Below are 25,065 nucleotides of genomic sequence, written 5' to 3' on the forward strand. Positions count from 1 at the left end.
AGCGTTATCAATAACTTAGTCAATTAGGTGAAAGATTTGTGCTTGCTCGGGATGTTGCATCGCATAGTCACGAAGTTGGTAAAAATACTCTACCAGCACAGAACTCTCGGTTTTAAACGACCAGATGCTATACACCATTAGACAGACTGCGATACCAGCTGCTTCAGGGCTTAACTCAGCCTCGTTATCATTATGAGGGTTAAACATCGGCAAGGTAATTTCAATCATCTCAGGCCAGATAAAAGCCCCCCCATTCGATAACATGGTGAACTCCCAAAACGCGCCCTGATAGCGATGACAGAGCTTCGCCATCATGTTAAAAATATCGCCCTCGATACGTTGCCAATCGGGTACCGTCCCAAAGTAGAAACGCCAGAAGATATGACGGCCACTGGAGTGAACGAGATTGGTTTTGATAACAGTTGATTCTTGCTCTTGTAAGGTAAACATAATAGAACTCCAATTCAGTCGATATTGATAGACAGTAATAAGCAAAAAAGCCCTACACCTTGCGGTGCAGAGCTTTCTAGAAATGATAGGTATATTGAGTATCATTTTTAGTGACTCATTCTGATGATTGATTCACTAAAATAATATAGATATAAAAATAAATGTAAGTTAATTAATGGGTTAGTCTGATGATGCTTTTATAATGAATCAGATTCGGGGATCCCTTCATCTGCTAATTGATAACCGATGTTATTCACGACGGTTTTGGGATCTAGTTTAATCTCAACAAGGTGCTTTCCTGTCTCTACGGATCCTTTATAGACATCGAGGGTGCTAAAAGGCTGACCTTCTTCATTACTGCCATCACTGACAAGATAGGTAGTATCACCATTACGTATAGTAAACTCACTGATGCTATAAACCCGATTACTTTGACTAGCAAATGAAGTTCTGTTTGCAGGTACAAAGATATCCATCTCTTTTTTTCTACCCCCACTTTACCAAAAGAATAAGATACAGAAGGTGAAACAATGCAGATCTCAACTTCCTTCTTATGGTTCGCTGTTTGAGCGTAAAACACAGGTTTAGCACAACGAGATAGATGAGCTTGGCGTAAATCCTTATGAGGAGTTGCATAGCTCAATGGAATAACCAATAAAGAAGTAAGAACAATTAACGGTAGTTGGATTGATCGTTTCATACATTTTCCTTTTCGTAGATACCCTGTCAGAATAACATAGTGAATCATAAATAATTCTACCATCATACTATTTGCCGCACCAAAGCGGGATGCTAAGCGAGCCATAATGAATTTCCTTTAAAATAAAGTAGATAGATAAGAAGGCGGCGTAAATAAGGGCGAGGTTAATCGATTAAATGGAAAATAGCGGAACGTTCAGGATGTTGCGCCGCATAATCACGCAATTGATAAAAGCGATCGACGAGGGTGTCACTTTCCGTTTGAAAGGACCATAAACTGTACATCATCAAACACACAGCTATGCCCGCAGCTTCAGGACTGAGTTCCGCTTCGTTACCATTATGCGGATTGAATAGCGTAAGCTCCTCTTGATTCAAATCGGGATAAATAAAAGCGCCGCCATTAGATAAAGTGCAATATTCCCAATACCCGCCGTGGTAGTCCTCACAAAACTGGCCCATGGTAGTAAAAATCACCACTTCAAAGGTTGAAAAGCCTTTAACGTTGCCAAAATGAGTTTGCCAAAAGTGCGTGCGCTGGCGGTTGAAAGCGGGTGTTGAGATGATGGGTTCAAGTGTCATAAAAAAGCCCTTTTGTGGATGTTACGAAATAAAAAAGGCAGACCGATTGGTCTGCCGTTATGTTGAATCTACATTGAAATAGTTGAGTTTTAGTGGTCACTAAATAGCCCGTTGAGTAGTCGTTCAATGGCTCCCCCCAATAAGGTTGTGCAAGCAAGCGTCGCCCCAAGTCGAGCCGCTTGAATTTCCGTGTCGGAATACTTGCCTTCAAGCGCAAGTTGTTCATTGACCGTCTTCTGGGCGTAGTAGGTGATAGACACCAGTGTCACAACACTCACAGAGGTGGCGATAAGTTTAAAAATGGACATAGATTACCCTTTAGTCAGGCGTTCACTGAATATGAACGCCGAATAGTGTGTGAAAACTCAGTATTGATATCGGGCGATATCCGGTTTTTGAAAGGATTGTGTTTGGTAGTAAAATAACGCTTTTGCTATTCCGTTAATAATTTGAGGTGTTTCAAGCTTACCTTGGTACGCCCATGCGACGGCATCCGTTCTTGCTAAACGGCTTAATGTTTTTTCCATCATAGGGGTAAAATCTTCCCGCCCTTGTTTATCCTCTAGGTTATACAGAACATGGGTTAGAACAGGCTTTTCAGGGTTAACGAGGCTCCAAATAAAAACTTGGGTGATTGACCAGTCCTGCGCATTTTGTTGTGCGCGTTTTAGGTCTGTGATGTATTGCTCCGTGATTTGAACGCCTTCATTTTGCTGGTGTTTAAATTGTGTTAACGCATTGGCATTGTGTTGCTGAAGCTCAGAGACCTTTTTCCGGAGCATTGCCTCGACATTTTCTGTTTGGTTTAACCACGGTAATAAATACAAGCCAACATCAGGGGCGTGGTCATTCAATGTCTCCGTTAACGCATTCCACGCTTTAAGCTGGTGCTCTGCTTCCTCTGACGGGGTATAATCGGCATTAAATACAATTGGTGTCATCATCGCATAGGGCTGGTCAACATTGCCTCGGAGCAATGACCAGTCATGTTGAGACAGTGTTGTGATGAGCTGTAAAACCTGTGTAAGCCTCTGCTCCTCAAGGGTTGAATCTGTTTTCGGTGTTTCCGCATTGGCAAAGCGCGGTATGAGTTTAGTCATACCGTCTATTGCAGTTTGATACCAGTTATTTAAATCGTGGTTAATGGCGGTTTGTAATGCCCCTTCAGCTAACTGACACTTATAGACTACCAAGGGCCTTTCTTGTTCATCCGTTAAGGTTTCCCATGTAGGCGAAACACAGTCTTTACGGTGGTTGAGTACACCGCCGAGTGTGACACTGCGGTCGTAATCATAAATCAATCCTTGAACACGCAAAATGTCTTGGGAAACGGTCTTAGCAGGGGGGGATGTTGCATCATCACATCCCAGCAATAGCGCGCTGCTGATGCAGACTGCATAAAAAATAGTTTTCATCTTAATACCTTATAATTTAAAGAGTGATTGAATATATTGGTAATGGGGCAAGGCTTGAATGAACGCCTCTTCACATAACCGCTGATTGAGGTCTTCACGATAACGAAAGCCCCGCGCTGTCATGACCACATCTTGCAGTGCCATCACATCAAAGACATGAATGTGCTCCGCGATATCGGCGGCGAGATACCAATGACCGTGGTAATAAATCAACTTATACGGGGCAACGTTCGTGATGTTTTTTCCTTGGTGGGCAAATTGCAGTAAACGCCGTTTTACAATGGCTTGTGTCAGGATATAAAAGCCCCCGAACAGCGAGGGACGCTGCTCAGGAGGCGTATGATAGACAATGAACGGTGAATCAATTGTCGGGTCGAGCAGAACCGTTAACAGCTTCCTGTCTAAGGCCGGAAACAGTGAGGTGATATGCGTAATGGCGGCAAAACGCAATATGTCCTTATCGGTACGAAAGGGACGCTGTGACGCGGCTAATCGATAGCCACCTTGGTGATATTCCAAGTCCAGATACTGAAGGCGTTCATTAAAATCACGCCGCAGGGTACGAGTCGAGACATTGAGCTCTTCTGACAGCGCCGATAAATAAACGGTTTCTCCTCGAAATAATTGACTGATAATAAACGCCAACCGAGACGCAAGCCGGTCATGGCGAGACACAGATGTCGACATGATATTGTCCTTGTTAAAATAGCTCCGGCAAGCGGATAGAATGGGAGTGATAAACCTTATTGTGATAAGGCCTTTTGTCGTAAGTACGCCACAATGATGCAGGCAGGAACGGTAACCCGATAAGCAGGGCCCGCTAGGTCAGCGACAAGCCATGCCGAGCTCACTGCAAGACCAATCGGACCCGCAATCAAGGAAAGTGCTCGGTGTGCGGCAAAGAGTGTACCAATGGTGGCAATCCCGCCGAGCGCATTAATCACGCCAATGGCTGAGAGTGTGGCCACTTCCAGTGCGGCAATGCCAGAGGTACGGATAGCCGCTTGAACCGCAATCAAAATCAGTTGAGGTGTGGGGTTGGTGAGGTTAAGTTGCAACTCACGGGAGAAGGTTTGTAGCTCTTCTGTGGTCAGCTCATTTAAGCTTTTTTCTAATACTTTCAATAACAAATTTAATTCCAAGGTTTCGGTATTACCCTCCTTTGGATAATTGACATCAAGGTGGTCACAGACATCTTGTAAAATTTCACGGTACAACACGCCTTTATTGCCTCGAACGAGACTCATCAAGCTGTTAGCCCCAAAGGCTTGCAGCTCTGCCGCAATCGACATCCAGTATTGCTGGTGCTCAGGGTGGTAGAGTTGATATTCAGGTGAGCTGGTTAAGGTTTCAGTCCAACGCTTTTGCCCATCCTTACTGTCGTGAGTCAGTACAGACACAAGCAAACCCAGTTCTTCATTACTGCATTTACGTAAAAACGCTAAATCGGTATCTAATCGGTAAGTTGCCATCGGTGTTATTCCTCAGTTTGAAAAAGAGAACACTACGATAACAACCTCACCGGACAGGTTATGTCCGGCTATTTGACTTTTTTTCGGGGGAAAATGGAGGGGAAATGACAGGATATGTCCTTGAAAAACATTAACTGATTGATATTTAAATTATTTCAATATCACAATAATACTGTATATCTGATTATTTTTTGATTGTGAACGATACAAAAGAAAGAGTACGTAACTTTATTTTTTCTTATGGCGTTTTGCTTTCATTGAATTTATACAGGCAACCCCGATACTGCGAGCTTTAGGCTGCTGATATGTTTGTTTCGCTAATCTAAACAAATACCCTTTAAATTGGATGGCGTTCATTTCATTTGTAAAATGATGGAATATCGTGTCGTCATTCCAGTCAGGATATAATATATGCAACATTGAAGTTTTATCTCGCTGCACACTTCTGACATATTTTTCCGTTTTTTGTTCATCAGAAGGCTCATTATTAATAGGTGTTAGATTATTTCTACTTCTCCGTTTATTGGCATCTTTAGTCCAAAAGAGCAAGCTTTCATACCCACCTTTATACGAATCTTTTGTTTGTGTTAAAAAAAGGATTTTCCCTTCTAATTGGTTTTTAAATAGAATAGAATTCCAAACCGATTTTATCTCATCAGTCATTCTATTATTGAACTTTCCATTTGAAATATATAAGTGAATACGAATGTATTTTTCATCAGAGGCGCTCACTTTTAGTGAAGTCCAAAAGTAACCTAATATATGTTCATTTAGCATAACTCGCGAACGAATATGGTTAAAAAAATCCGTCACACATTGCATTAAAGCGTTATCTTGCTTATCCTTATTATCCTTATTATCCTTATTATCCTTATTATCCTTATTATCCTTATTATCCTTATTATCCTTATTATCCTTATTATCCTTATTATCCTTATTATCCTTATTATCTACTTTAATTGAAAAAATAAGATGCCCCGCCTTTTTATTCCTTTTCATCATCGTTTGATGGTATTCATAAAGCCTATTAAAGATATTGTTTTTTTGATTCAAAGACCTTTTCAGTAAGGTTATAAATTTAGCGCCACCTAGGATTTTAATCTCACCATCGATGACACCTTCGAAGTTTGCATCAATAAAATCAATTAGATTTATTGATGTATTTGAGCCGGTGGGAAATCCACTATAGAGGACATATTCATCCGCCAACGCAACGATTTGTTCGTTGATTTTCTTGGTCCTTTCAATATTAATTCCATCATCTTTTTTGTCTAACAGTAAAAAATCAAAGTCGTTATGCATCGATTTGAGTGACATTCTTATCTCCCTAGTCTGCTCAATTACATACTGCCTCATCATACAAGTTAATTTGCTATTATAATACAAGTTAGTATTACATATAGATACAAGTTAATTTACCTCTACTGCCGCATGGTTTTCAGCGGATAAGTTTGTATCATTAAAGCCAGGATAGTTTGAATCAATAAACTAGGCGTTTCGCATGCAAGTAGCGTCGTTTTTATATTATTAGATGTGAGATATGTTAGTAAAGCAGTAGCGATTATAGCTCTAGACTAAATCTAATACTTATCGCCCCCTCAGCAATCATCATACACTTTGACTAAAAAGTCATCAATAGGAGGCAATAGAAGCTCGTTTAATGATAAAAAAGATCGTTCATTAGCATTATTAATAATTACATGTGGTACATAAAAACTGCTTCACTGTGAATGTTTCGCCAAGTTTAAACACCATTTGCATTATTTATTCGAATAGGCCCCTAAGTTTCATGTTTATATCTAAATAAAATGGCCTAAGTTAAATTATCCCATCTACCTCATTTTTATTTCGTGGAGACGAGTAGTACCATTTTTTTTTATTTTACATCGAAATATGAACAAACATTCGGATTGCATAGCTTTTTAATTTAGTTCATTATAGCCATGAATTCCCACTATAGGTGATAGTAGATAAAAAAACAGACTGAGCACCGAGTTTAATATCAAAGCAGCATACCCAAAACAACCAAAACTGGCATATAAAAATTAGTGCGTGTCTTACGTCTATATTGGTGAATAGAAATGATTGTCTAGATGTTAAAGTTAACAATACCTAACTTGATTTATTCATTGAGTTAAAGATTGTATTGTTATCACAAAAATAACGTGAATTCCTTATTAAAAAAAGACTAACTTTCACCTCTGATAACTAAGTGATTAAGCCATTATTTTGTGTGTAGGGTGCACTTTCGTGTTTAACTGGTCTTAAAATAATGGGGATTAATCTAGGATTGTTTATTATTATAACAACATCACAATTACAGAGTCATTACAATAATAATTAACTATTGCGATTAAATATAACTAATCATTCTATTTATAAATAAGCCACATGAAAACGAGAGTGATTAAATACACAACAACTCCGGTATTGAGACGCTGTATTATAATGCTTAATTGCAATATGAAACGAAAGGGTAAGAATCTCCTATCCAGTTAATCTCTGACTCTCTTGTTCGATTACAAGGTAATTAGGTTCGTCACCTAATGACGCAATATCATCGCGTGGCTGACATAACCCGAGTCGAAGATATAATGTCACCTTGCTACTATTGCTCCTTAAGACAAAATTATCTACAGGCTCTAACCTTACCCAGCTTACAGAACGCCATGCTATCTTAGTATGCTGTGTTTTATTGTTTATAAACATATTGGGTTATGCTATCAGTCCCTATTGACTGCCAAAGTCAATGTAATCGCTCCAAAGCAAAGCCCCTTTGCTGATGATCGCTCCCCAACCATTTGCAATCAAAAATTAAAAATAACTCTCTTGCCTGATGATACGAACCTTTATTCGAACACAGGCAAATAAAATGACAAATCGTGCACTACACTTAAATCAAGTTGTTCTCTCAACCACGTTTGAAAATGACCGTTTAACGCTCACTCGAGACCACTCACTGCGTGAGCTGGTGTCTCTACTTATGGGAAATATTAAACACCTTTCAAAACGTCTAACTCATAAATTAGATTTATATCAAGGCATTCCCTTGTCACCTAATAACCCTCGTTTGCAGCTCACCTCGACATCTCCCAAAGGTGAGCTCTTTTTAGAAACGCTCAAGTTCACCCGTTACATTCAATCAATGAAAATATCGCAAATACAGCACTTGCATCCCACTCTTGTGCTCTTGGTCTCTCTTGTTAACAAATACCGCTTAAGCGACATACTCACAGACAAAGATAAATACTGGTTGGTAGATAGCCCTGAACACGTTCAGTGCCTTAACGAGGTCTTCCGTGAGTTTCAAAGCACATTGAAGAGCCCTGACTACAAAAAGCAAGTTCATACCTTCGAGCAAGGCGCTCAGAGGAACTACAGACGGGCTCAGCAGTACATTGACTCGTTGTATCAACGTTACTCCAAACTGTTAGTTGTGCGTGTAGACCTGTCTTACAAAAGTGGTATTTGCCATAGAGTCAAAGCTCACCACCTGCGCCAGCATCGCCAAGCCCTGTACAAAGCCATTAATAGCGACCCACTCTTTTCACACTGTGTTGGGTATATCTTGAAATTGGAATTTGGCATGGAAAAAGGCTTTCATTACCACGCCTTGTTTTTCTTTAACGGTCAGAAAGTGAGGCAGGACATCACGCTGGGCAAACTCATTGGTGAACTCTGGCAAGAACGTATTACGGACATGGCAGGCCTGTACTTTAACTGTAATTACCAAAAAGAAAGATATCGTGAACTGGGGATTGGTTTACTGAAACGTACTGATGCGGAGAGTAAGAAAGGGTTGTTGAATGCGGTGAGGTATTTATGTAAAGCGGATGCATGGGTCCGTCTGGCTGTGCCTGAACTTAAACGCACCTTTTGGCGAGGTGAAATCAAACCGAGAAAACGCCAGTAGTTAGCAACCAAGTTATTTTTTACACATCCGGTTAATGATGTGGAGTGATATCCACATCCTATTTTTCGATATCGCTCCTGCTTTTTACCCACATTAAAAACAGGAGTTTTACCATGAGCACGCAAACTGAAAATACTGCATTACTTAATGACCAATTCATTGATATGAAATTTATCACCGTATTAACAGGATTAACGGATAAGTGGTTCTATAAGTTGATCCAAAATGGCGAATTCCCAAAACCCATCAAGTTTGGTCGCATGTCGCGCTGGTTAAAGAGCGAAGTCGTACAATGGCTACAAGCACGCATTGATGAATCGAGAGGAACCAACTCAGCCCTTGGATCCTAAGGTACTAGCGCGAGTCGCCGTGCATTTTTCATAGCATACCCACCCATTACCCACCAACTCACTTTCAACCACACCTGGTGCGATTGAACGCGTTCTAGGCAACGTTGCATCCTAAACATACGAACCTGACTCGATACGCATGCAGCCTATGCTCAGTGGTCTTCTAAGTTTCAAGGTGGGTTGCCGAGTGTGGATCCTGAATGTTGGGTACTCAGAACGTTTAGTTTAAATTTTACAGAAGGAGCACAACCATGCTTAAATTACATGAAGTCAAAATGTCGCTAGCCTTAACGCAGAACAATCGTTTCGCGGGAGCCAATCAGGAATCGAGTTATTCACGAGAAAACTATTACTGTGCTCACTGCGGTGAGCCCGTCACACTGCACAAGACGCCAACGGAGTCATGGTTTACCCATTCTGATCCTCAGACCGCAGAGCACTGTCCGCGGGTCATCAGTAAGATCAAGAGCTTAGAAGACAAGGCACGACTGAGCACACAGGTTCGATCAGTGTCCCCTATTTTAAAGGTCACGGATTGGTTTTGTGTGCAGTGTCATGAGTATTTTACAAACAATCAAAAATGTTGCCCGAAGTGCCATGAGGGGATTTGGTGTATTCCTGAAGAGAATGTGACTGATGAACATCAGCCTAAAACAAAGAGGTAATTTCCAGATAAGCGATTTAAATATTAATGGATTTTAATAATTATGCCGCTATTTATTTTATAATCTAACTCGCACCTATAGCCACCATCAACTGATGGCCGTATAAGCATTCCAGATACTTACAGGTGTACCCGCACCAGATATTTTTTGAAATTGATATACGGTATTACTTGTGAGGTTATTATTAACATTATAAAAAAGCGGGTTACAACAGAGTTAAATAAAACAAAGCTTAATCTTACTTGATTTTAATATTGCTAAGTGCAACCTTGATAGGTGAATACACTAACAAAATGAACATGTAAATGTCGGACTTATGATAGTTGCATGGTGATATTGCTATTAATCTAATAAAATAAATAAGTTATAACTGATTCTTTGACTGAAATATTTGGTTACATAGTTTATTTCTATGTACATTAGAACTTACTGGGCTTATCGCGTTTCGGTCTATTTTTTGTTCGATGATTATTCTGATTTTATTTGTTTAAGGTGTTTTTATCAGCATTATATAGCGATATTTCAACCAGTTTACGCTAAGTCACTTATCCTAGAGAGATACAAACCAGCCCTCAGGTTTACATATCATTCATCAGATTTTATTATCCTTCAAGTAAATCTTACCGTGCGCACTGGCTGAGATGACGGAAATTAATCGATAATTATGTCGACTTAACTCAACTTGTTATTCTGGATAAAGGATATCGCTATGCCAACTCCATGTTATATTTCCATTGAAGGAAAAACCCAAGGCAACATCACTGCCGGTGCATTTACGGCGGATTCTGTGGGTAACATCTATGTACAAGGTCATGAAGACCAAATGTTAGTGCAAGAGTTTTCTCACGTTGTGACTGTACCGACTGACCCACAATCGGGACAACCTTCTGGCCAACGTGCGCACAAGCCGTTCCGTTTTACAGTGGCATTAAATAAAGCGGTTCCACTGCTATATAACGCATTAGCCTCGGGTGAAATGCTGCCGAAAGTCGAACTGAAATGGTACCGCACGTCAGTGGAAGGCAAGCAAGAGCATTTCTTCACCACCACGTTAACCGATGCGACGATTGTCAATATTGATTGCCAAATGCCACATTGCCAAGACCCGGCCAAAGCGGATTTCACCCAGCTTATTGAAGTGTCTCTGTCTTACCGCAAAATCGATTGGGAGCACACCGTTGCAGGCACATCGGGTGCGGATGACTGGCGCGCGCCGCTCGAAGCGTAAGTTTGAATTTAGCGAGCCTTTCGAGGCTCGTTTGCGTTTTTAGCTTTTTCTCCCGTAGAGGAAATTCCCATGTCTTGGACAGACCCCAATAAAAACAAACGACTCGGTAGCCCCGAAAATAACCCGCTTATTCACGGTGGTGGGTATGCGGGTGGCAGAACCTATGCACAGGACCAAGCCTTGCAAGAAGCCCATGGTCAACTGCTAGACCGTATTATGAATGGCGAAATGGGGACGGGATTGGTGTTCACCTGTACGATTGGTGGGCTACCTGAAAACACGTTTCAAGTCACTCAGTTTGATTTGCAAGAAGGGCTTTCCCAACTCTTTTCACTGTCGATTCAGGCGGTCAGCCCGTTACCCGAGATTGATTTTCAAAAGGTATTGGGTGTGGCCTCTTCGCTGACCGTAAAACGAGATGGAAAAATTCTTCGCACGGTACAAGGCATTTTAGCCGGGGCAGAGCAAGGCAATACCGATGGGGTTAAAACCTGGTATCACTTTGTGATACGCCCTGAAATGTGGGTGATGACGCTTAAGCAGGACAGCCGCATTTTCCAAAATATGACGGTGCCGAACATTCTCGAAACGTTACTGAATGAATCCCACATCAAATATGATAAGCAGTTTTACCACCCCGAAGAGCATCTGAAACGCGAGTATATCACCCAAAAGCGTGAAACGATGTATGAGTTCTGGTGTCGGCTTGCTGCTGAAGAAGGGATTAATTACTGGTTCGAAGAAGGACCGCAACTGTTTTACAGTGACCGCCATTTAGGTATGAAAGCGGGGATATCGCTCACCTATAATCCGCAATCTGAAACGGATATCACTGACAGTACCGCCACCACATGGCGCTACGCTGAGCAGTTGTGCAGCGATATTCGTGTGGATAAAGATTATAATCAACTTCGCCCCTCTTACCCACTGAGCCACCAAGTCACTGGGGAAGTGCATCAACAACATGAAATCTTTGAAAGCTATGGTCGCTTTCAAGAAGATGCGCAGGGGCAACCTTTTAACCAAATTCGCTACGAACAATCACAAAACCAGCGGCAAGTAGGAACGGCTACGACGAACTGCATTGAGTTAGCACCGGGGCGTATTTTTACCTTGTCTAACCATCCTAGCCCTCGAATGAATACGACGTGGCAAGTGATTAGCGTATCCCATCACGGTGTGCAACCTCTTGCTGATAACAGTGGCGGTGAAGGGACTCAATTGAGTAACCAGCTTTCCTTTATTCCCAGCACTCAAGAGTGGCGACCGCCCTATCGGTATAAACCCACAGCGGATGGGGATGAGCTGGCTACCGTTGTCGGGCCACCGGGTGAAGAAATTTACACCAATGCGCAAGGTGCCGTGACCGTCTATTTCCATTGGGACAGGCGTGGCAAACCTGACCATAGTGCGTCTTGCTGGGTGCGAGTCGCCCACGGTTGGAACGGCGATGGCTTTGGGTTTATGTCCATCCCCAGAATTGGGCAGGAAGTCATTATTTCCTATCTTAACAATGATATAGATAAACCGATTATCACCGGATGTACGTACAATGGCAGAAATAAACCGCCATTAGACTTGCCAAGTGAGAAGACTCGGACCACGTTTAGAACCAAAACCCACAAAGGGGACGGGTTTAATGAACTGCGATTCGAAGATGAAAGTGGTCGAGAAGAAATTTATCTGCATGCGCAGCGCGATAACAACATTCACATTAATCGCAACAAAACCCAATATGTCGGGAATGATGATAGTCATACTGTGGCGAATGACCGTAAGCATGAAGTGTGCCATGACGAATTTATACACATCATTAATGAGCAGACCGTACAGGTTGATGTCAATCAATTTGAGCAAATCGGGAAAGACCGTATTACACGCATTGATAACAGTTGGAAAGAAGTTATTCACGCGAGTCACTTTCAAGAAGTGGGTGAAAACAAACAGTGTGACATCCAAAATGATTACATGTTAAAGGCCGCAGGCGGTATTCATACTCACACCAAAGTCCACACCTTGCAAGCGAGCGAAACGGTGATTATCAAAGGGAGTGCGGGGTCGATTCAATTGGATGCACAAGGCGTGACTATCACAGGCAATATCCTGCTAAAAGGTAATGTGTCAGTGACCGGAGGGGCACCCGAAGCGGTCGCCTCATTGGAAGCGGCGGTTAATGAAGGGTTACCGTTAGCGGAAGATTGCCGAGCAAAAGCGATGAAAAAAGGAACGGCCTAATGCTCTGGAGTCCAAATACAATTTATAAGGGGTATTGGGTCGCACAGTGCCGTTATACGCGAAACAATGAGCAATTTCATGGTATTATGACGGTTGCTGGTGCTAACCAATCGCAGGCTATCGAGCGGATGCGCCAGTATTTTACGGCTCACTCCGGACAATACACGTTTGCTGATTATGAAATATTAACACCTTTAGTCACTTACATTGAGCAGAGCTCAAAACTGGCGCTACCGTTAGTTCGACAAGTGCGTGAACAACATGATGCAAATGTGTTGGCTGTATTGGTGGATGAACGCAATCTTACCCATCCTAGACCGTCAGAAAAAGGGGATATCCATTACGCGAAGGGGCAACCTGTATTTAGTGATGGGGTTCACCTCTATGCGGTGATTGACAGCGGTGGATACCACAGGCAAACAGGGCAGTATCTTGTGCCGATGTTACATGGCAGCCAATTGCCGTGGCAATCGTTATACCAAGGGGAAACGCAAGACAGCCTTGAAGACCAAGCGCCCTATTTGATACACCTTCTCCCTAATCGTGCTGGAGAGGTCTTTCTTGAGCACTGTTCTAGTTTACCTCACAAAGGCACTTTAGGAATGTTCATTCACAGTCTTAAATCTTTTACCGATATTCATCGTCAATTACGTAAGATGACGTATTTACGTAACCAGCGCCTTAATAGTTGGAATTTTTTCCGTTTTTACGATGTGTCACATTTTATGCCATTTATTGAATCATTGACCCATGGGCAGTTACTTAATGTGGTGAGTGGAGTCAAGGCGTTCTACGGCTACAGTGCCAATTACCCTGATGGGGTCAAAATCACCTTTCATTCTGATTATTTATATGATACTCGCCCCCGTGAGCCATTGTTTATTAATGAAAAATTGTATCGGCATTATGCAGCATTGACCTTGGTGCAGACATTGAATAAAGCCAAACAATTGATAGCGCAGTGCCCGCCCTTGTCAACATCGAGCGAGCTATCAGGCTCTGCCGACTTAGAGGCATTTTGTTTACGTATCATGAATCAGGCTTTTTTAAGTGATATCAGCCAAACACAAGCGTTGTTGTATTATGTCCTTGCTCGCCATGCCTGTACTCAAAACGAAACGTTATGGCAATCAGCAACAGAGCAAGCAAAGCCTTATGAAGCAAATGCCGTGACGTTTAATTATCACCGTTATCGATACTGCTTATCGTCACAAGGAGTGACCCCGTGACCTCAAAATACTTAACCCCAGAAGAAAAACAGCTCCGCAAAGTCGTCGAGGCAGTGAATCAAGCATCCCCCAGAAATTTACAAGCCGATGCGGTCGTTTGCCCCTGTGAGAATGAACATCGTCCAGTGTATCCTGTGCGTTATGCCTACTCAAATTTGTATGGTGATAAAAATGCGAAAGCGGCGGTTCCGCCCGCTATTTCGACGTTACTGTCGGCTTCGTCAATCTCTGACACTAAAGGGTTTTCGGCTCGATTACTGCGCACAGGCTGGGTTTATGTCTTTGAGGAAGGTGAATTTCCCACCCGCCTTGATACTAAAGGACAGTTGCTGATTTTTAAGCATGTTGTGCAACATTACGATAATGGGTATGTCTATTCGGATGATGATAACTCCAGTGAAGCAGTCAGTGCGAAAGAAAAAGGGGATGCAGAGGAAGGATTTATCCCTTATTTGCGTGACCCATTAACTCAATCGGTACAAGCCCAATCTTGTCAATACCCGTATTTACCGATTAAAAAAGACGTCATGGAGGCGTTGTTTTTATTCAGTGATAGCCCCCTGTCTGATTATGTCTTAGATAAAATGGAAACGGATGCCTCTTATCGACAGGCATTTATGCAAAAAATCAATTTGGTGGATTTTAATGGGAATCCCCATGCGCTTGAATTGAACGCTGAGCATATTGACTATCTGGTTGAAGAATATAAAACCGAGTCAGACCAGTTTTCCGCCTTTACTGAGCACACAAAATCTATCGGTAATCCGCTACCAAAAGAGTATTTTTCCCATATCACGGGAATGAATAGTGCCAGTAAAAGTACCGATACCCTGTTAAATCAAGCGAAACAAAATTTAGATTACAAAGAAAAAAGTTGTTTAGTCGCACTGTATGACCCAATCGGCTATCAAAAAGATATTTTATCGCTTTATACCTTTGTGACAGCAACGTATGCGATGTTCCAACGTTATTGGCAGTACCCAAATAAAGTGGGTCACTATCTTTCGGCGTTAGAAACCCAGTTTGATAATCCTGACATCGCGAAAACAGAGCAAGGAAAAGCATTAAAAGATAAATTTACCAAACACATTGATGTTCAGGGATGGAAAACCTATTGGCCGCAAATTGAAGCGGGTAATCAAGAGTTTGAAACATTGCAAGCCAATATCGTCCAACTCTACCGTGATTTTTTAAGCAACCCAACAGTTAAAAATCAGGTCGGTGGCATTAAAAACTATCTTGACCATGCTTTTTTAATTAAAGAACAATATCAAAAAGGGGATTTTTGGCACCCCGCGTTTTTTGATGAATTAGAGGCCTACAGCCAACTGCATGAACAGCTATTCACCCCCTTAAAGAGTTCGCCGTCAGGGCGCGTCACACTCGATTTATTGTTATCAACCGACAGTGATGACGGGGAGGTTTGGAAGGAGTTTATTACCAACTTGCTGGATGTATTGAATGAGGATGTGATAAAAGATAAAGCGCTCAGTGAATTTAAAGAGCGTGTTTTACCGTCATTACGTTTAGCCGTCATGATATGTTGGGATGCCTTGGGGTACGCGTATACGGAAGCACATACCCATCTGAATAATTCTAAACATTATGTGCGACGTATCAGCCAAGCGGGGTTGGATTTTCTGGCACAGAAAGTGCTCCCTGCTTTCTTGGCGTATTTCGGTATTTCCGTGAGTTTTGATGAACTCGCGACCTTAAGCGCTGAAGAGTTCAGAAAATGGATGAGTTCACTGAAAGGGATGAGTCAGCCACTCCAACGTTTTTCGAAAAACATGAAGAAGGTCTTTGACTGGGATAATCGATTAAAATCGGCAGGACTCAAGCGCGTTATTACCACTGCCAAATTTAACCTGATGGCAGGTTACCGTGCTGCGGGATTGCCCACGGATAAACAAGCCTTCATTAGTCACATCAAATTGGGGGCAGATGTCTACACATTGCTCACGAGTATCATTGAATTCAATGCAGTCGCCCATACGAAAGAGTTTGATAAGCAAGACCCATTAAATGCCGCCGCCGTGAATATATTTCGTATTCAAATGGTGGCCCATATTTTAAATACCGCAGAGGCGGTGGTTGAAATACGTCAAGCGGCTAGAGGATATGCAGCAGCGGTGACGTTTCCACCGCTTCAGCGGTTACTCACCAAAATTCAGTTGCCTGAAATCCAAACTAAATTAGGTAAAGTGGGATTAAAAGGGCTCGGGTATACCGTGGCGATTTTAGGGGTTGCCTTACCTATCGCCGAAGCCTCAGCTGAATTTTATAACAGTAATTACATTACGGGCTCGGCAAAAATTGCGGAAGCAGCAGGGACATTGGCGTTGTCGGTGGGGTTAGCGGCATACGGTGCCACGGAAGGAGTGGTGGCGACCGCCGTTGCAGCATTTGCGTGGGAATTGATTATTATCGGTGCCATCGTATTCGGAATTGGTATGGCGGTTTACACTTACTTTAAAACGGATGCGTTTGAAGAGTTATTGAAGCAGTGTTTTTGGGGGAATGGTCGCAAGTATTTTGCAGGGGGATATAAACTAAAAGAAGACCAAATTATATCACGTTCCCCTCAAAAGAAAGAACAGTTAGATTATTACATAGAATATGCAGAGTCATTTCAGGGATATTATCAAATAGAACTTCAAGAATTTGCGAACCTTTTCTTTACCTCCCAACTACAAGCTAATGCAATTCCAAAATCAAAGGCGGGGTTAGGGCAAAGCCATTACGGGGCTGCACATTATGTCATTCAGTATCAGTTTACGCTGGGTAATTTTCAATGTGGTATTTCGGATATTGAATATCAATTGGTTGAAAAGAAAGCCTTGTTTGCTTATCCCGCAGGAACACCTGTGGCCTCTTTACCCAAACAAAGGGATACGGTAGTCAAACATCGTGGGATTGATTATTTGGCTTCACAGCAAACAAAATTTAACGCGGCGTTTGAGGCAGCTTTGCAAGATGCGTTAGCCTGTACGACTCTGCGTGATGGAGAGCTTGTACTGAGTTTTGAGGTTGAAGCGGGGATTTTTGTAGGGGATCCTCTGGGGCAATCTATCCCATCCATTTATTGGTACTACTTGGTGGATCGTCTTAAAGGTGAGATTGCGCCATTGCGTTACCGAAACGGTGATCCTAATGATAAACTTTATGGCTGTATTGATGAGGAAGGCACCGAATGACGAGTTTATATACGGCAACAAAGCACCCGGATCAATTAGAAACCACACCATTAATTGCACAAAGTCATCACTACGATGATCCGTTGGAGCCTCAAAAACTGGTATTTTTAGATGCAGTCAATAAACAGCGTTGTGTGATTAATTCTCCACAGCGGAATAGTCAACTAACCAATACGATACCTTTTTTTATTATACTTTTGGCGATGGCCTGTTATACACTGTTTGGCTTTATTTCTGAACATATAAATAATAAAAAGCATTTTCAAGCTATGGTCGAAAAAGTAGAGGCTAAATATAGTAATGAACCTAACTTAGATGCGGTCACATTAAAATATGTAAATACGTACAGGCCTTATTTTGGGAAAAAAAGTATAAATTACTGGGATTATATATTTGCTTATAACTCTGGCGAGTTTTTTACTGATGGTCAATATGATAAATACCTTGTTATCGGCTGGTTGATCTTTTTCCCCGGCTTTTTGTGGCTATTGGGTTACCTCTCTTTCTTTACCCCTCCGGTGTATCTCATTGCTGATAGGCAAAGAGGAATATTGTATAGCTATGGGATGGGGAAAGTACGTTTAATGCGCTATGAAGATGCACAATTCGGCTATGCAGGTAAAATGCTGGCGATTAAACTGTATGGCATTGATGAAAAAACAGGGCAATTGAAAACGATCCTCTATCGCCCGAATGTCTCACATTACTCCAGTTTCCTGACCAGCACCGACAGTGAAAACCATCGTTTTATCACGTTTCTCAATGCTTATATGCAAGAGGGGCGAGATGCCGTTTCGTCAGTCGATTACCAAGCTCGTAGACCCTTTTTGTCTTTTGGTAAGAACCCACTTCCTGCTGATTTTGAGCTACAGGTCGAACAGATTTTAGCAAAGCTTGATCAGGAGAAAAAACGCAATGCGTAGTCTTGTGAATGGCAGAAAACTCATTTTAAAAAATGATACGACGAATACCGGTGGTACGGTGCTGACAGCTTCTTCTCTCGCCAAGCAAACCCAAGGAGTCGCCTGTGTGGGCGACTCTGTTTATTGCCCTTCGTGCAAAAAAACAGGGGCTATCGTTGAAGGCGATAGATTAATGAAAATCAATGGTATCCCTGTCGCATTAGAAGGCCACAAAGTGGCTTGTGGGTGTTCAGGCGGTTGTGTACTTGTCGCAGCGGGTTAAATTATGGGGCGACATCAATGTTCTGAGTAAAAAAATAAAGCCTAAATAATGGCCACCTTTACGGATGTCCATATAAGGTGGCTAAATGGATGTTGTTTCGTTTGATTTGTGTTCTAACTCCATTCAGGGATCTCACTTAGCTACTTACTCGCTTCTCAGCCAGCTGTATATAGCCCTGTTACCTCAGGCGTGTAATCAGGGCTTTGCATATATCATATCAGGCAGGGTTACCTATTTGGGGTCATAATCTCTTTTATATTTTTATTGAATATTATCAACGCTTCTCATAAGCTTAACCTAAGCTAAATTTTAGAAGGAACTAGCATGGCATATAAATATGACCCGATATCGAAAACACTCATCGATGCTAACGATAAATTCAGTTTTGAAGCTGTACCTAATTATGATGAACTTTACTACCAAGCAAATCTCACAAAAATTAGGGGGATCCTGAATAATGAAAAAGACGATGATAATGTCGCAGCTATAATCACCATTGAAGAAGCGGATTATATTTTAAAAAACCTATCGACTCCGACGCCTTTCAAAGATCCCAAAGAAACACTATTTGGTATTGGTGATATAATGTCTTCATTCTCAGGAAATATTTACGAAGCATACAGAGTAGAAAGAATTGTTAACGAGTTTCGTAACTTCAATATCATAGCAACAGAATATATAGGCCCCAATGGGAATACTTATATCCGCCTATCTGGTCATGAGGGAATTAGAACGTTCTTGGACGGGACTCGATATTTAGCAAACAATCCTCGAATTTTATACATGGGTGTAGGAACTCAAGGGGTGAATAATGTATCTGTGGGAGCTGCTCGTTTTTCCATTGTATTCTCAGCAGCTTACCGAGTTGTAGAACTAATATTTAGGGATGAATACACACTAGTTAATTTTTTCGTAAACATAACTATGGATATGGCAAAATTGGCTATTGGCGCACAAATAACAACAGCAGTTACGGGTGGCTTAGTAACAGCTGCATTAACTGGTGGAACAAGTATTATATTAGTGACTTTAGGTGTCTTTTTTATAGGTTTTGTAGTTGTTGGTATTTTGTATTGGCTTGATAGTGAACTAGGAATCAGTGAATCCATAATAAGAGATCTAAAATTTCACCGCAGGTCTAAAGCTGAAACAAGAAGTCCTCAACCTATATTTTATAACTGGAAGGTCCTTAGCCGTGGATAATAATACAAAAAACAAATTTAATTCATTGTTTTTTCTTGTGATTTCGCTATTAAGTGTGTTTATTTCCTTATCTACATACATTCAATATTTAAGATTAGAGGAAAAAATAACTTTGTCTCTATATTTTATATCCTTAATTTTTTTCTCCCCATTTACCTTATATTTATCGTGTATTTTTTACCAAGCTGCAAAATCATCAAGTGAAATAAAATTAAACAACCAAATATTCAAATATCTTTTATTTATAGCAATAATAGGGTTATTAATAAGCTTGATTATTTTTATAGGTATGAAAAGCAACCTTTTATCTGAAGGTTACATTAGATGTACAGATAAGTCATCAACAATGGTAACCACATACACAATAGATAAAGAATTATGTAAAAAATAAATTTATTAAATGAGGTCGGTCACTCAATGGTACGAAAATTCATGCTAAATATCATATATTTTCGCACCAAATTAATACCTTACATAAAAAGAGAAGCGCTACTTATACATCTCTTTTTATGAGAATTACTACTTAACCATCTCACTATTAATGCTGTAACTTGATGTGTTCGCCATTAAATGGCTTCTTGATATAGATTCATATTTCATTTGAACTCGTTGATATGGCATGGATTCATTATCTTTTATTGAATCAGGAAATATGTCTGAAATCTCAATCAATGAAACACCAGTAAGTTTGATTTCATAATATTTTCCTACCTGACGGTGGTGATGTACTACACCCTAAAACCGTTTCAGCTCAAAATCCTGAAGGGCTATTTACAATAAAAGCTACAGGTAGCTATGCGGATGATAAGTTAGCATTATATAAAGCGGCTGGTATAGATGAGTATCCTTCACGTAAATGGATTAGTCACCATGTAAGCTATAATCCAGCAACGAATGAGATGACAATGCAATTGGTAAATCCTGAATATCATAGCCACCCTCATGTTGGAGGTGCTCATCAATTTGAGGAAAAAACTGGACATAAATATGGAACTCAAGATGCTATCGATGAAGCAACTAAACGAAATAATGCCATATTGAATTGCAAACCTGGAGGGATAAAACGTTGAGTAAATTTTTTACAGATCCTCATTTAAAATTTGAAAAATCACTACACGGGTTAACATCAGAGGAAATAAATACATTTATTCCTCAAGACTTTAGTGGAAAAAATTTCTTTATTGAATTTTATGAGCACTTCAACGGTGGTTATTTTTATGGCGGTGCTTTTATCTATCGTGATAATTTTTATAAAATAGAAGATAATGAGTACAACCTGATGGAAATTGAATCATTTAATTTTATACCAATAAATGATGTCGATTCTCCTTATTTGCTTTCAGTGTCCGATGTATTGAAATATAGATGTAATGTCTCTAAGGCTTTTCTTGATTTTTCTCAATTACATATTCCTTTTGCTGGAGATACAGGGGATAGTGATTATTGGATTAATCTTGAAACGGGAAAAATCAAATATACTAAGTCTACAGATATTGATTGTTTAAATAACATCATTGATATAGCACCATCTTTTCGTGATTTTTGTACGAATATACAATCACAAAGAAGATAATTACTTAACGTTGATCTAATAAGCCAGAAATATACTTCTGGCTTATTTTTAAGAGCCGCCTAGTTTATCTTTTAGTCGCTAACATACTTGTTCTGCGCAACTAAATCAGGACAAATTTATTAAATCAAAATTTTAACCCGGTAGCAGCGAATGAAATCTGGGCTGGGGATATCACTTATTTAAAGACACCGGAAGGTTGGCTCTATCTGGCTATCGTGATGGATTTATATTCTCGGCGTATTGTGGGTTGGTACATGTCATCCAAAATAGATACCGCTTTGATAAGCAAAGCGTTAATGATGGCCTATAACTTACGTTCGCCCTCAAAGGGTTGTGTGTTTCATAGTGACCGAGGAAGCCAATACACAAGTGGGCAATATCAAGCGTTACTGAAAAGTTATGATATGTGCTCAAGTCAAGGTGATATAGGGGCTTGCTGGGATAATGCGGTAGTTGAACGATTTTTTGGAAGTTTAAAACATGATTGGTTATTTAAAAGACCACATGCAAATCGGTCAGAAATGAAACAAGACGTGCTGGATTATCTTCGTTATTACAATTTAACGCGATTACACACGGCAAATAATTATTTATCGCCTGTGGAGTACGAAAACTCCTTCAGAAAAGTGTCCTAATTTTGTTGTGCAGAACATATCCAGTCGAGGAAAGAAGAATCTGAGGCGATCAAAAACAGCAATTTTAAGGCTCATCGTTGGGTTGTGGAAAGAACGCATAGCTGGATGAACCGCTTTCGGCGTGTTCTCACCCGCTGGGAGAAAAAGGTCGAAAATTACGAGGCAATGCTGCATCTTGCCTGTGCCATCATTGTCTGGAATAAAATCCTTTTGGGATAGGCTCTAAAATTCCTGAGCGTTTATACTTATAAAAACCAGTTCTAGCTCACAATTTTTATAATTTATCATTGTAAAAAAAACAGACACGTCTTTAATATACGGCAAATGGTGTGTTACTAGCTTGACTAGGCAAGAACCTGAATGTTTACGCGATCACGTGGTCGTTTAAACATTCAGGTTTTTTTTACCTAAAATTCCTGATAAGTAACAAAAAACAATAAATCATTAAAAATTATAAAGTAACAAAAAACACTAATTTGAATTACTAAAAAAAAGAGTAAAGGTTGGTCTATGAAAACAAATAAATTTCTAAAATATTTCAAAGCAACATTATTCATCCCTCTTCTTTTTGCAACAATATCAGAAGCCAAGGAATATAAATTTGTCGATAGTTTAAGTAATGAGCCACTGATTAAAGACAGTAAACTTGATTTATTTTTAAGAAATCGATTTAAATACCTTAATGAAAATGAAGTTGGCCCAACTTATATTCATACAGCATGGGCACAAACAATTGGTTTAAATTATCAATCGGGTCTTTGGAAAGAAACTTTAGGGTTTGATGTTTCTTATACCAGTGTAACAAAATTAGGGGCAAGTAATTTCTTTGCAAGCCGAGATTTATTATGGAACGATGGCCCTGGTTTTAAATCTTCTAATGCTAAAGGTTTTACAAAATTCAATAATCGCTTTATAAAATTACATTTAGGAGATGACGAAGGATTAAGCTATAAAGCTAAATATGGCTGGCAAGCTGCACACATGTATACCGTTCTTAAAAGCCCTTATGAATCTGCACAAAATAGCTATTTAGGTTATACCGGCACATTAAAATATAATGATTTTTCAATTGATACTTTATATTTTGATAGTGTTATAGAACGTTTTTCTCCTAACAAAGAAAAGTTTCGTAACAGGAATAATGAAGCTATTGAGTATATTGCAGCCGGGGGAATTAATTATAATACTAAAGAACTTAAGGCTACCTATAACTATGGATATGCTAAAGATTTTATCGACCGCCATTTCATTGATTTAAACTATATGCCATATTCCAACATCACACTCGGTTTTCGAGCTGTTGGAAACGTCCCTCTGGAAATGTATAAAAATATGCCTTCATCACGACAAGCTGCAAATGGCAGCTCGTGGGTATATGAAGGAACGGTCAAATGGCAATATGATGACCTAGGAATGAAAGTTGGCGTTGGGTACACCGATGCAGCTAAAAATGATGGTTCACTCGGTTATTTTGACAGGCACCCAGTTAAAAACGCTCGCTGGCGTTTAGACCCAATGTCTTCAGCCGCTTATCATTACCAACGAGACGGAGAACTCGCTCTCACAGGCCTCATTGACTATAAATATGCAGAAGACTTTTATTCAGCAGTACAATTAAATTATGGTCAATTTGATTTTAAAAATAATAAAATAAAAACAGGTGAGCTAAATCTTATTAATGCTTGGCAACCTAGCGATCCACGTTTAAAAAACTTTACCATATTTACTAAATTAACCAAAGCTTGGCTATACCAAGCTGAAGAAAATAGAATTCAACCTGTATTCGATGATAACGGGCACTATATTCGCAGGAATGCTATCGCTGCAGATATTATATTTGATTATAAATTCAATATATTCTAATTCTGTATAAAATATACATAGAGGTAAAAATGAAAAAATCAATTTTAACACTAAGCTTATTTGCCTTATTTGGTATTAGTTCTCAAGCTACCGCAGATAACATGCGAATATTATTAGTAAATGATGACGGGTGTGATGCTTTTGGTTTACAAGAACTAAAATCGCAACTTGATGCAAAAGGCTATGATGTTTGGCTCGTAGGCCCAGCAACTAACCAAAGTGGAATTGGTACTGCAATTACGTTTAAAGCAGGCAAAGAGTTTGATGTCAAAAAACTCAATGACCGCGCCTATTGCTTCCCAGGTACACCTGCAGATTCTCTTGATTTTGGGTTATATGGCCTACTACGTGACACTCCACCTGATCTTGTCATTTCCGGCGTCAACGACGGACCCAATACTGGGACATCGCAATTAAACTCAGGTACAGTTTCCGCAGCAGCACGTGCTGTACGCCTTGGCTACCCAGCAATTGCAGCAAGCGTGGGTTATATTATGACACCAGAAGAAATGAAATCAGGCTGGCCTAGCACACATAAATATTGGCCTGATTCCGTAACACATGTTGTTGAGCTTGTTGATGATTTAAATAAAGACTGGAAGTCTGGCCAAAAAGTATTACCGCCCAAATCAGGTTTAAGCATTAATTACCCTGCATTGCCTAAAGAAAAAATTAAAGGCATTAAATTTGTAGAAAATGAATATCTAGTTGCACCACAAATATTGTATGAAATTACCGCAGAAGGAAAAGCTAAACAAATTATCAATCCAGAAGCATTAAAAATGAGGAATGATAATTCGGATACGGGTTATCTTGATAAAGGCTATATTACCTATACCATCTTTGATGGCGATTGGAATGCCCCTGTAGCAAAAGTCAAAGAATATCAAAATATTTTAAAGATTAAATAATCATTCATTAATCGTATTTTTAATTCATAGAGACATAAGTATGAGCAATGTAAAACAAAATTTTCAGTTAATGGCTAAACCCTCAGACTCAGTCTGTAACATTGATTGTACTTATTGTTTCTATTTAGAAAAATCAAAGCTATACCCCAATAGAAAAAGTCAGTGGCGAATGAACGAAGACGTATTAGAACACTATGTTCGTTCGAATATTCAATAGCAATCAGCTGATATTGTTGAATTTGTTTGGCAAGGAGGGGAGC

The 25,065-nt window shown here is 40.2% G+C and carries 23 protein-coding genes and 2 pseudogenes; 17 read left to right on the forward strand and 8 right to left on the reverse strand.

Annotated features, from left to right (window positions below; genetic code table 11):
• Positions 1–15: 15 nt before the first annotated feature.
• The 8 genes from FVA72_RS08415 to FVA72_RS08450 form a co-directional block, all read right to left on the reverse strand.
• Complete coding sequence (locus tag FVA72_RS08415) at positions 16–450, reverse strand: antirestriction protein (RefSeq protein ID WP_137019351.1); 435 nt, start codon at positions 448–450, stop codon at positions 16–18.
• Between the two features lie 197 nt (positions 451–647).
• Complete coding sequence (locus tag FVA72_RS21675; protein ID WP_243154750.1) at positions 648–926, reverse strand: hypothetical protein; 279 nt, start codon at positions 924–926, stop codon at positions 648–650.
• 388 nt (positions 927–1,314) lie between these two features.
• Positions 1,315–1,731 carry an antirestriction protein gene (locus FVA72_RS08425; RefSeq protein ID WP_137018947.1) on the reverse strand — a complete coding sequence of 139 codons (417 nt, stop codon included), beginning with the start codon at positions 1,729–1,731 and terminating at the stop codon, positions 1,315–1,317.
• An 89-nt stretch (positions 1,732–1,820) separates the two neighbouring features.
• Complete coding sequence (locus FVA72_RS08430; protein WP_243154751.1) at positions 1,821–2,000, reverse strand: hypothetical protein; 180 nt, start codon at positions 1,998–2,000, stop codon at positions 1,821–1,823.
• Between the two features lie 96 nt (positions 2,001–2,096).
• Complete coding sequence (locus tag FVA72_RS08435) at positions 2,097–3,146, reverse strand: hypothetical protein (RefSeq protein WP_137018950.1); 1,050 nt, start codon at positions 3,144–3,146, stop codon at positions 2,097–2,099.
• 9 nt (positions 3,147–3,155) lie between these two features.
• On the reverse strand, positions 3,156–3,833 hold the full coding sequence (locus tag FVA72_RS08440; protein WP_137018952.1) for a helix-turn-helix transcriptional regulator: 678 nt from the start codon (positions 3,831–3,833) through the stop codon (positions 3,156–3,158).
• Positions 3,834–3,889: 56 nt separating this feature from the next.
• A complete protein-coding gene (locus FVA72_RS08445; protein WP_137018955.1) occupies positions 3,890–4,618 on the reverse strand; it encodes a DUF3944 domain-containing protein in 729 nt (242 codons plus the stop codon).
• A 228-nt stretch (positions 4,619–4,846) separates the two neighbouring features.
• Complete coding sequence (locus tag FVA72_RS08450; protein WP_137018957.1) at positions 4,847–5,935, reverse strand: hypothetical protein; 1,089 nt, start codon at positions 5,933–5,935, stop codon at positions 4,847–4,849.
• Between the two features lie 1,555 nt (positions 5,936–7,490).
• On the opposite strand from FVA72_RS08450, the gene FVA72_RS08455 reads away from it, so the two are divergent.
• The 17 genes and pseudogenes from FVA72_RS08455 to surE all read left to right on the forward strand — a co-directional run bounded on the left by FVA72_RS08455 (position 7,491) and on the right by surE (position 24,805).
• Positions 7,491–8,531: a YagK/YfjJ domain-containing protein gene (locus FVA72_RS08455; RefSeq protein WP_165119684.1), complete on the forward strand. Its 1,041-nt coding sequence runs from the start codon at positions 7,491–7,493 to the stop codon at positions 8,529–8,531.
• A 113-nt stretch (positions 8,532–8,644) separates the two neighbouring features.
• Positions 8,645–8,881 (forward strand): helix-turn-helix transcriptional regulator, encoded by a 237-nt coding sequence (locus tag FVA72_RS08460; protein ID WP_137018961.1) that lies wholly within the window; start codon positions 8,645–8,647, stop codon positions 8,879–8,881.
• A gap of 275 nt (positions 8,882–9,156) precedes the next feature.
• The gene (locus FVA72_RS22225) at positions 9,157–9,546 is read left to right on the forward strand and encodes a putative zinc ribbon protein (protein ID WP_405030052.1); all 390 of its coding nucleotides are present in this window, start codon (positions 9,157–9,159) and stop codon (positions 9,544–9,546) included.
• A gap of 709 nt (positions 9,547–10,255) precedes the next feature.
• Positions 10,256–10,774 (forward strand): Hcp family type VI secretion system effector, encoded by a 519-nt coding sequence (locus FVA72_RS08470; protein WP_004246976.1) that lies wholly within the window; start codon positions 10,256–10,258, stop codon positions 10,772–10,774.
• Positions 10,775–10,843: 69 nt separating this feature from the next.
• The gene (locus tag FVA72_RS08475; protein WP_137018966.1) at positions 10,844–13,009 is read left to right on the forward strand and encodes a type VI secretion system Vgr family protein; all 2,166 of its coding nucleotides are present in this window, start codon (positions 10,844–10,846) and stop codon (positions 13,007–13,009) included.
• Positions 13,009–14,238: a DUF4123 domain-containing protein gene (locus FVA72_RS08480; protein ID WP_137018968.1), complete on the forward strand. Its 1,230-nt coding sequence runs from the start codon at positions 13,009–13,011 to the stop codon at positions 14,236–14,238. The genes FVA72_RS08475 and FVA72_RS08480 overlap by 1 nt, the downstream gene beginning before the upstream one ends.
• Complete coding sequence (locus FVA72_RS08485; RefSeq protein ID WP_137018970.1) at positions 14,235–17,435, forward strand: toxin VasX; 3,201 nt, start codon at positions 14,235–14,237, stop codon at positions 17,433–17,435. Before FVA72_RS08480 ends, FVA72_RS08485 begins: the two co-directional genes overlap by 4 nt.
• Positions 17,432–18,358 carry a hypothetical protein gene (locus FVA72_RS08490; protein ID WP_137018972.1) on the forward strand — a complete coding sequence of 309 codons (927 nt, stop codon included), beginning with the start codon at positions 17,432–17,434 and terminating at the stop codon, positions 18,356–18,358. Before FVA72_RS08485 ends, FVA72_RS08490 begins: the two co-directional genes overlap by 4 nt.
• Positions 18,351–18,620, forward strand: a complete 270-nt coding sequence (locus tag FVA72_RS08495) for a PAAR domain-containing protein (protein WP_137018974.1) — start codon at positions 18,351–18,353, stop codon at positions 18,618–18,620. Before FVA72_RS08490 ends, FVA72_RS08495 begins: the two co-directional genes overlap by 8 nt.
• A 324-nt stretch (positions 18,621–18,944) precedes the next feature.
• Positions 18,945–19,823 carry a hypothetical protein gene (locus FVA72_RS08500; protein ID WP_137018976.1) on the forward strand — a complete coding sequence of 293 codons (879 nt, stop codon included), beginning with the start codon at positions 18,945–18,947 and terminating at the stop codon, positions 19,821–19,823.
• A gap of 55 nt (positions 19,824–19,878) precedes the next feature.
• Entirely contained in the window at positions 19,879–20,214 is a 336-nt protein-coding gene (locus tag FVA72_RS22230) for a DUF1240 domain-containing protein (protein WP_420720007.1), read from the forward strand.
• Positions 20,215–20,728: 514 nt separating this feature from the next.
• Entirely contained in the window at positions 20,729–20,893 is a 165-nt protein-coding gene (locus FVA72_RS22005) for a hypothetical protein (RefSeq protein ID WP_165119688.1), read from the forward strand.
• Positions 20,890–21,396, forward strand: a complete 507-nt coding sequence (locus FVA72_RS08520) for an SMI1/KNR4 family protein (protein WP_137018978.1) — start codon at positions 20,890–20,892, stop codon at positions 21,394–21,396. Before FVA72_RS22005 ends, FVA72_RS08520 begins: the two co-directional genes overlap by 4 nt.
• 104 nt (positions 21,397–21,500) lie before the next feature.
• A pseudogene (locus tag FVA72_RS08525) lies at positions 21,501–22,031 on the forward strand (IS3 family transposase); the annotation flags it as partial.
• Between the two features lie 15 nt (positions 22,032–22,046).
• Positions 22,047–22,250 (forward strand): annotated as a pseudogene (locus FVA72_RS08530) (transposase); the annotation flags it as partial.
• 291 nt (positions 22,251–22,541) lie between these two features.
• Positions 22,542–23,894: an OprD family porin gene (locus tag FVA72_RS08535; RefSeq protein ID WP_137018980.1), complete on the forward strand. Its 1,353-nt coding sequence runs from the start codon at positions 22,542–22,544 to the stop codon at positions 23,892–23,894.
• Positions 23,895–23,923: 29 nt separating this feature from the next.
• Positions 23,924–24,805 (forward strand): 5'/3'-nucleotidase SurE, encoded by an 882-nt coding sequence (surE, locus tag FVA72_RS08540; RefSeq protein WP_137018982.1) that lies wholly within the window; start codon positions 23,924–23,926, stop codon positions 24,803–24,805.
• Positions 24,806–25,065: the final 260 nt, after the last annotated feature.

The sequence above is a fragment of the Providencia sp. PROV061 genome, from assembly GCF_011045655.1.
GTDB lineage: Bacteria > Pseudomonadota > Gammaproteobacteria > Enterobacterales > Enterobacteriaceae > Providencia > Providencia hangzhouensis.

What these genes read in the sequence shown, in the direction of transcription:
- FVA72_RS08415 (WP_137019351.1), bottom strand. Translation starts at nt 450, where the DNA reads ATGTTTACCTTACAAGAGCAAGAATCAACTGTTATCAAAACCAATCTC.
- FVA72_RS21675 (WP_243154750.1), bottom strand. Translation starts at nt 926, where the DNA reads ATGGATATCTTTGTACCTGCAAACAGAACTTCATTTGCTAGTCAAAGT.
- FVA72_RS08425 (WP_137018947.1), bottom strand. Translation starts at nt 1,731, where the DNA reads ATGACACTTGAACCCATCATCTCAACACCCGCTTTCAACCGCCAGCGC.
- FVA72_RS08435 (WP_137018950.1), bottom strand. Translation starts at nt 3,146, where the DNA reads ATGAAAACTATTTTTTATGCAGTCTGCATCAGCAGCGCGCTATTGCTG.
- FVA72_RS08440 (WP_137018952.1), bottom strand. Translation starts at nt 3,833, where the DNA reads ATGTCGACATCTGTGTCTCGCCATGACCGGCTTGCGTCTCGGTTGGCG.
- FVA72_RS08445 (WP_137018955.1), bottom strand. Translation starts at nt 4,618, where the DNA reads ATGGCAACTTACCGATTAGATACCGATTTAGCGTTTTTACGTAAATGC.
- FVA72_RS08450 (WP_137018957.1), bottom strand. Translation starts at nt 5,935, where the DNA reads ATGTCACTCAAATCGATGCATAACGACTTTGATTTTTTACTGTTAGAC.
- FVA72_RS08455 (WP_165119684.1), top strand. Translation starts at nt 7,491, where the DNA reads ATGACAAATCGTGCACTACACTTAAATCAAGTTGTTCTCTCAACCACG.
- FVA72_RS08460 (WP_137018961.1), top strand. Translation starts at nt 8,645, where the DNA reads ATGAGCACGCAAACTGAAAATACTGCATTACTTAATGACCAATTCATT.
- FVA72_RS22225 (WP_405030052.1), top strand. Translation starts at nt 9,157, where the DNA reads ATGTCGCTAGCCTTAACGCAGAACAATCGTTTCGCGGGAGCCAATCAG.
- FVA72_RS08470 (WP_004246976.1), top strand. Translation starts at nt 10,256, where the DNA reads ATGCCAACTCCATGTTATATTTCCATTGAAGGAAAAACCCAAGGCAAC.
- FVA72_RS08475 (WP_137018966.1), top strand. Translation starts at nt 10,844, where the DNA reads ATGTCTTGGACAGACCCCAATAAAAACAAACGACTCGGTAGCCCCGAA.
- FVA72_RS08480 (WP_137018968.1), top strand. Translation starts at nt 13,009, where the DNA reads ATGCTCTGGAGTCCAAATACAATTTATAAGGGGTATTGGGTCGCACAG.
- FVA72_RS08490 (WP_137018972.1), top strand. Translation starts at nt 17,432, where the DNA reads ATGACGAGTTTATATACGGCAACAAAGCACCCGGATCAATTAGAAACC.
- FVA72_RS08495 (WP_137018974.1), top strand. Translation starts at nt 18,351, where the DNA reads ATGCGTAGTCTTGTGAATGGCAGAAAACTCATTTTAAAAAATGATACG.
- FVA72_RS08500 (WP_137018976.1), top strand. Translation starts at nt 18,945, where the DNA reads ATGGCATATAAATATGACCCGATATCGAAAACACTCATCGATGCTAAC.
- FVA72_RS22005 (WP_165119688.1), top strand. Translation starts at nt 20,729, where the DNA reads ATGCAATTGGTAAATCCTGAATATCATAGCCACCCTCATGTTGGAGGT.
- FVA72_RS08535 (WP_137018980.1), top strand. Translation starts at nt 22,542, where the DNA reads ATGAAAACAAATAAATTTCTAAAATATTTCAAAGCAACATTATTCATC.
- surE (WP_137018982.1), top strand. Translation starts at nt 23,924, where the DNA reads ATGAAAAAATCAATTTTAACACTAAGCTTATTTGCCTTATTTGGTATT.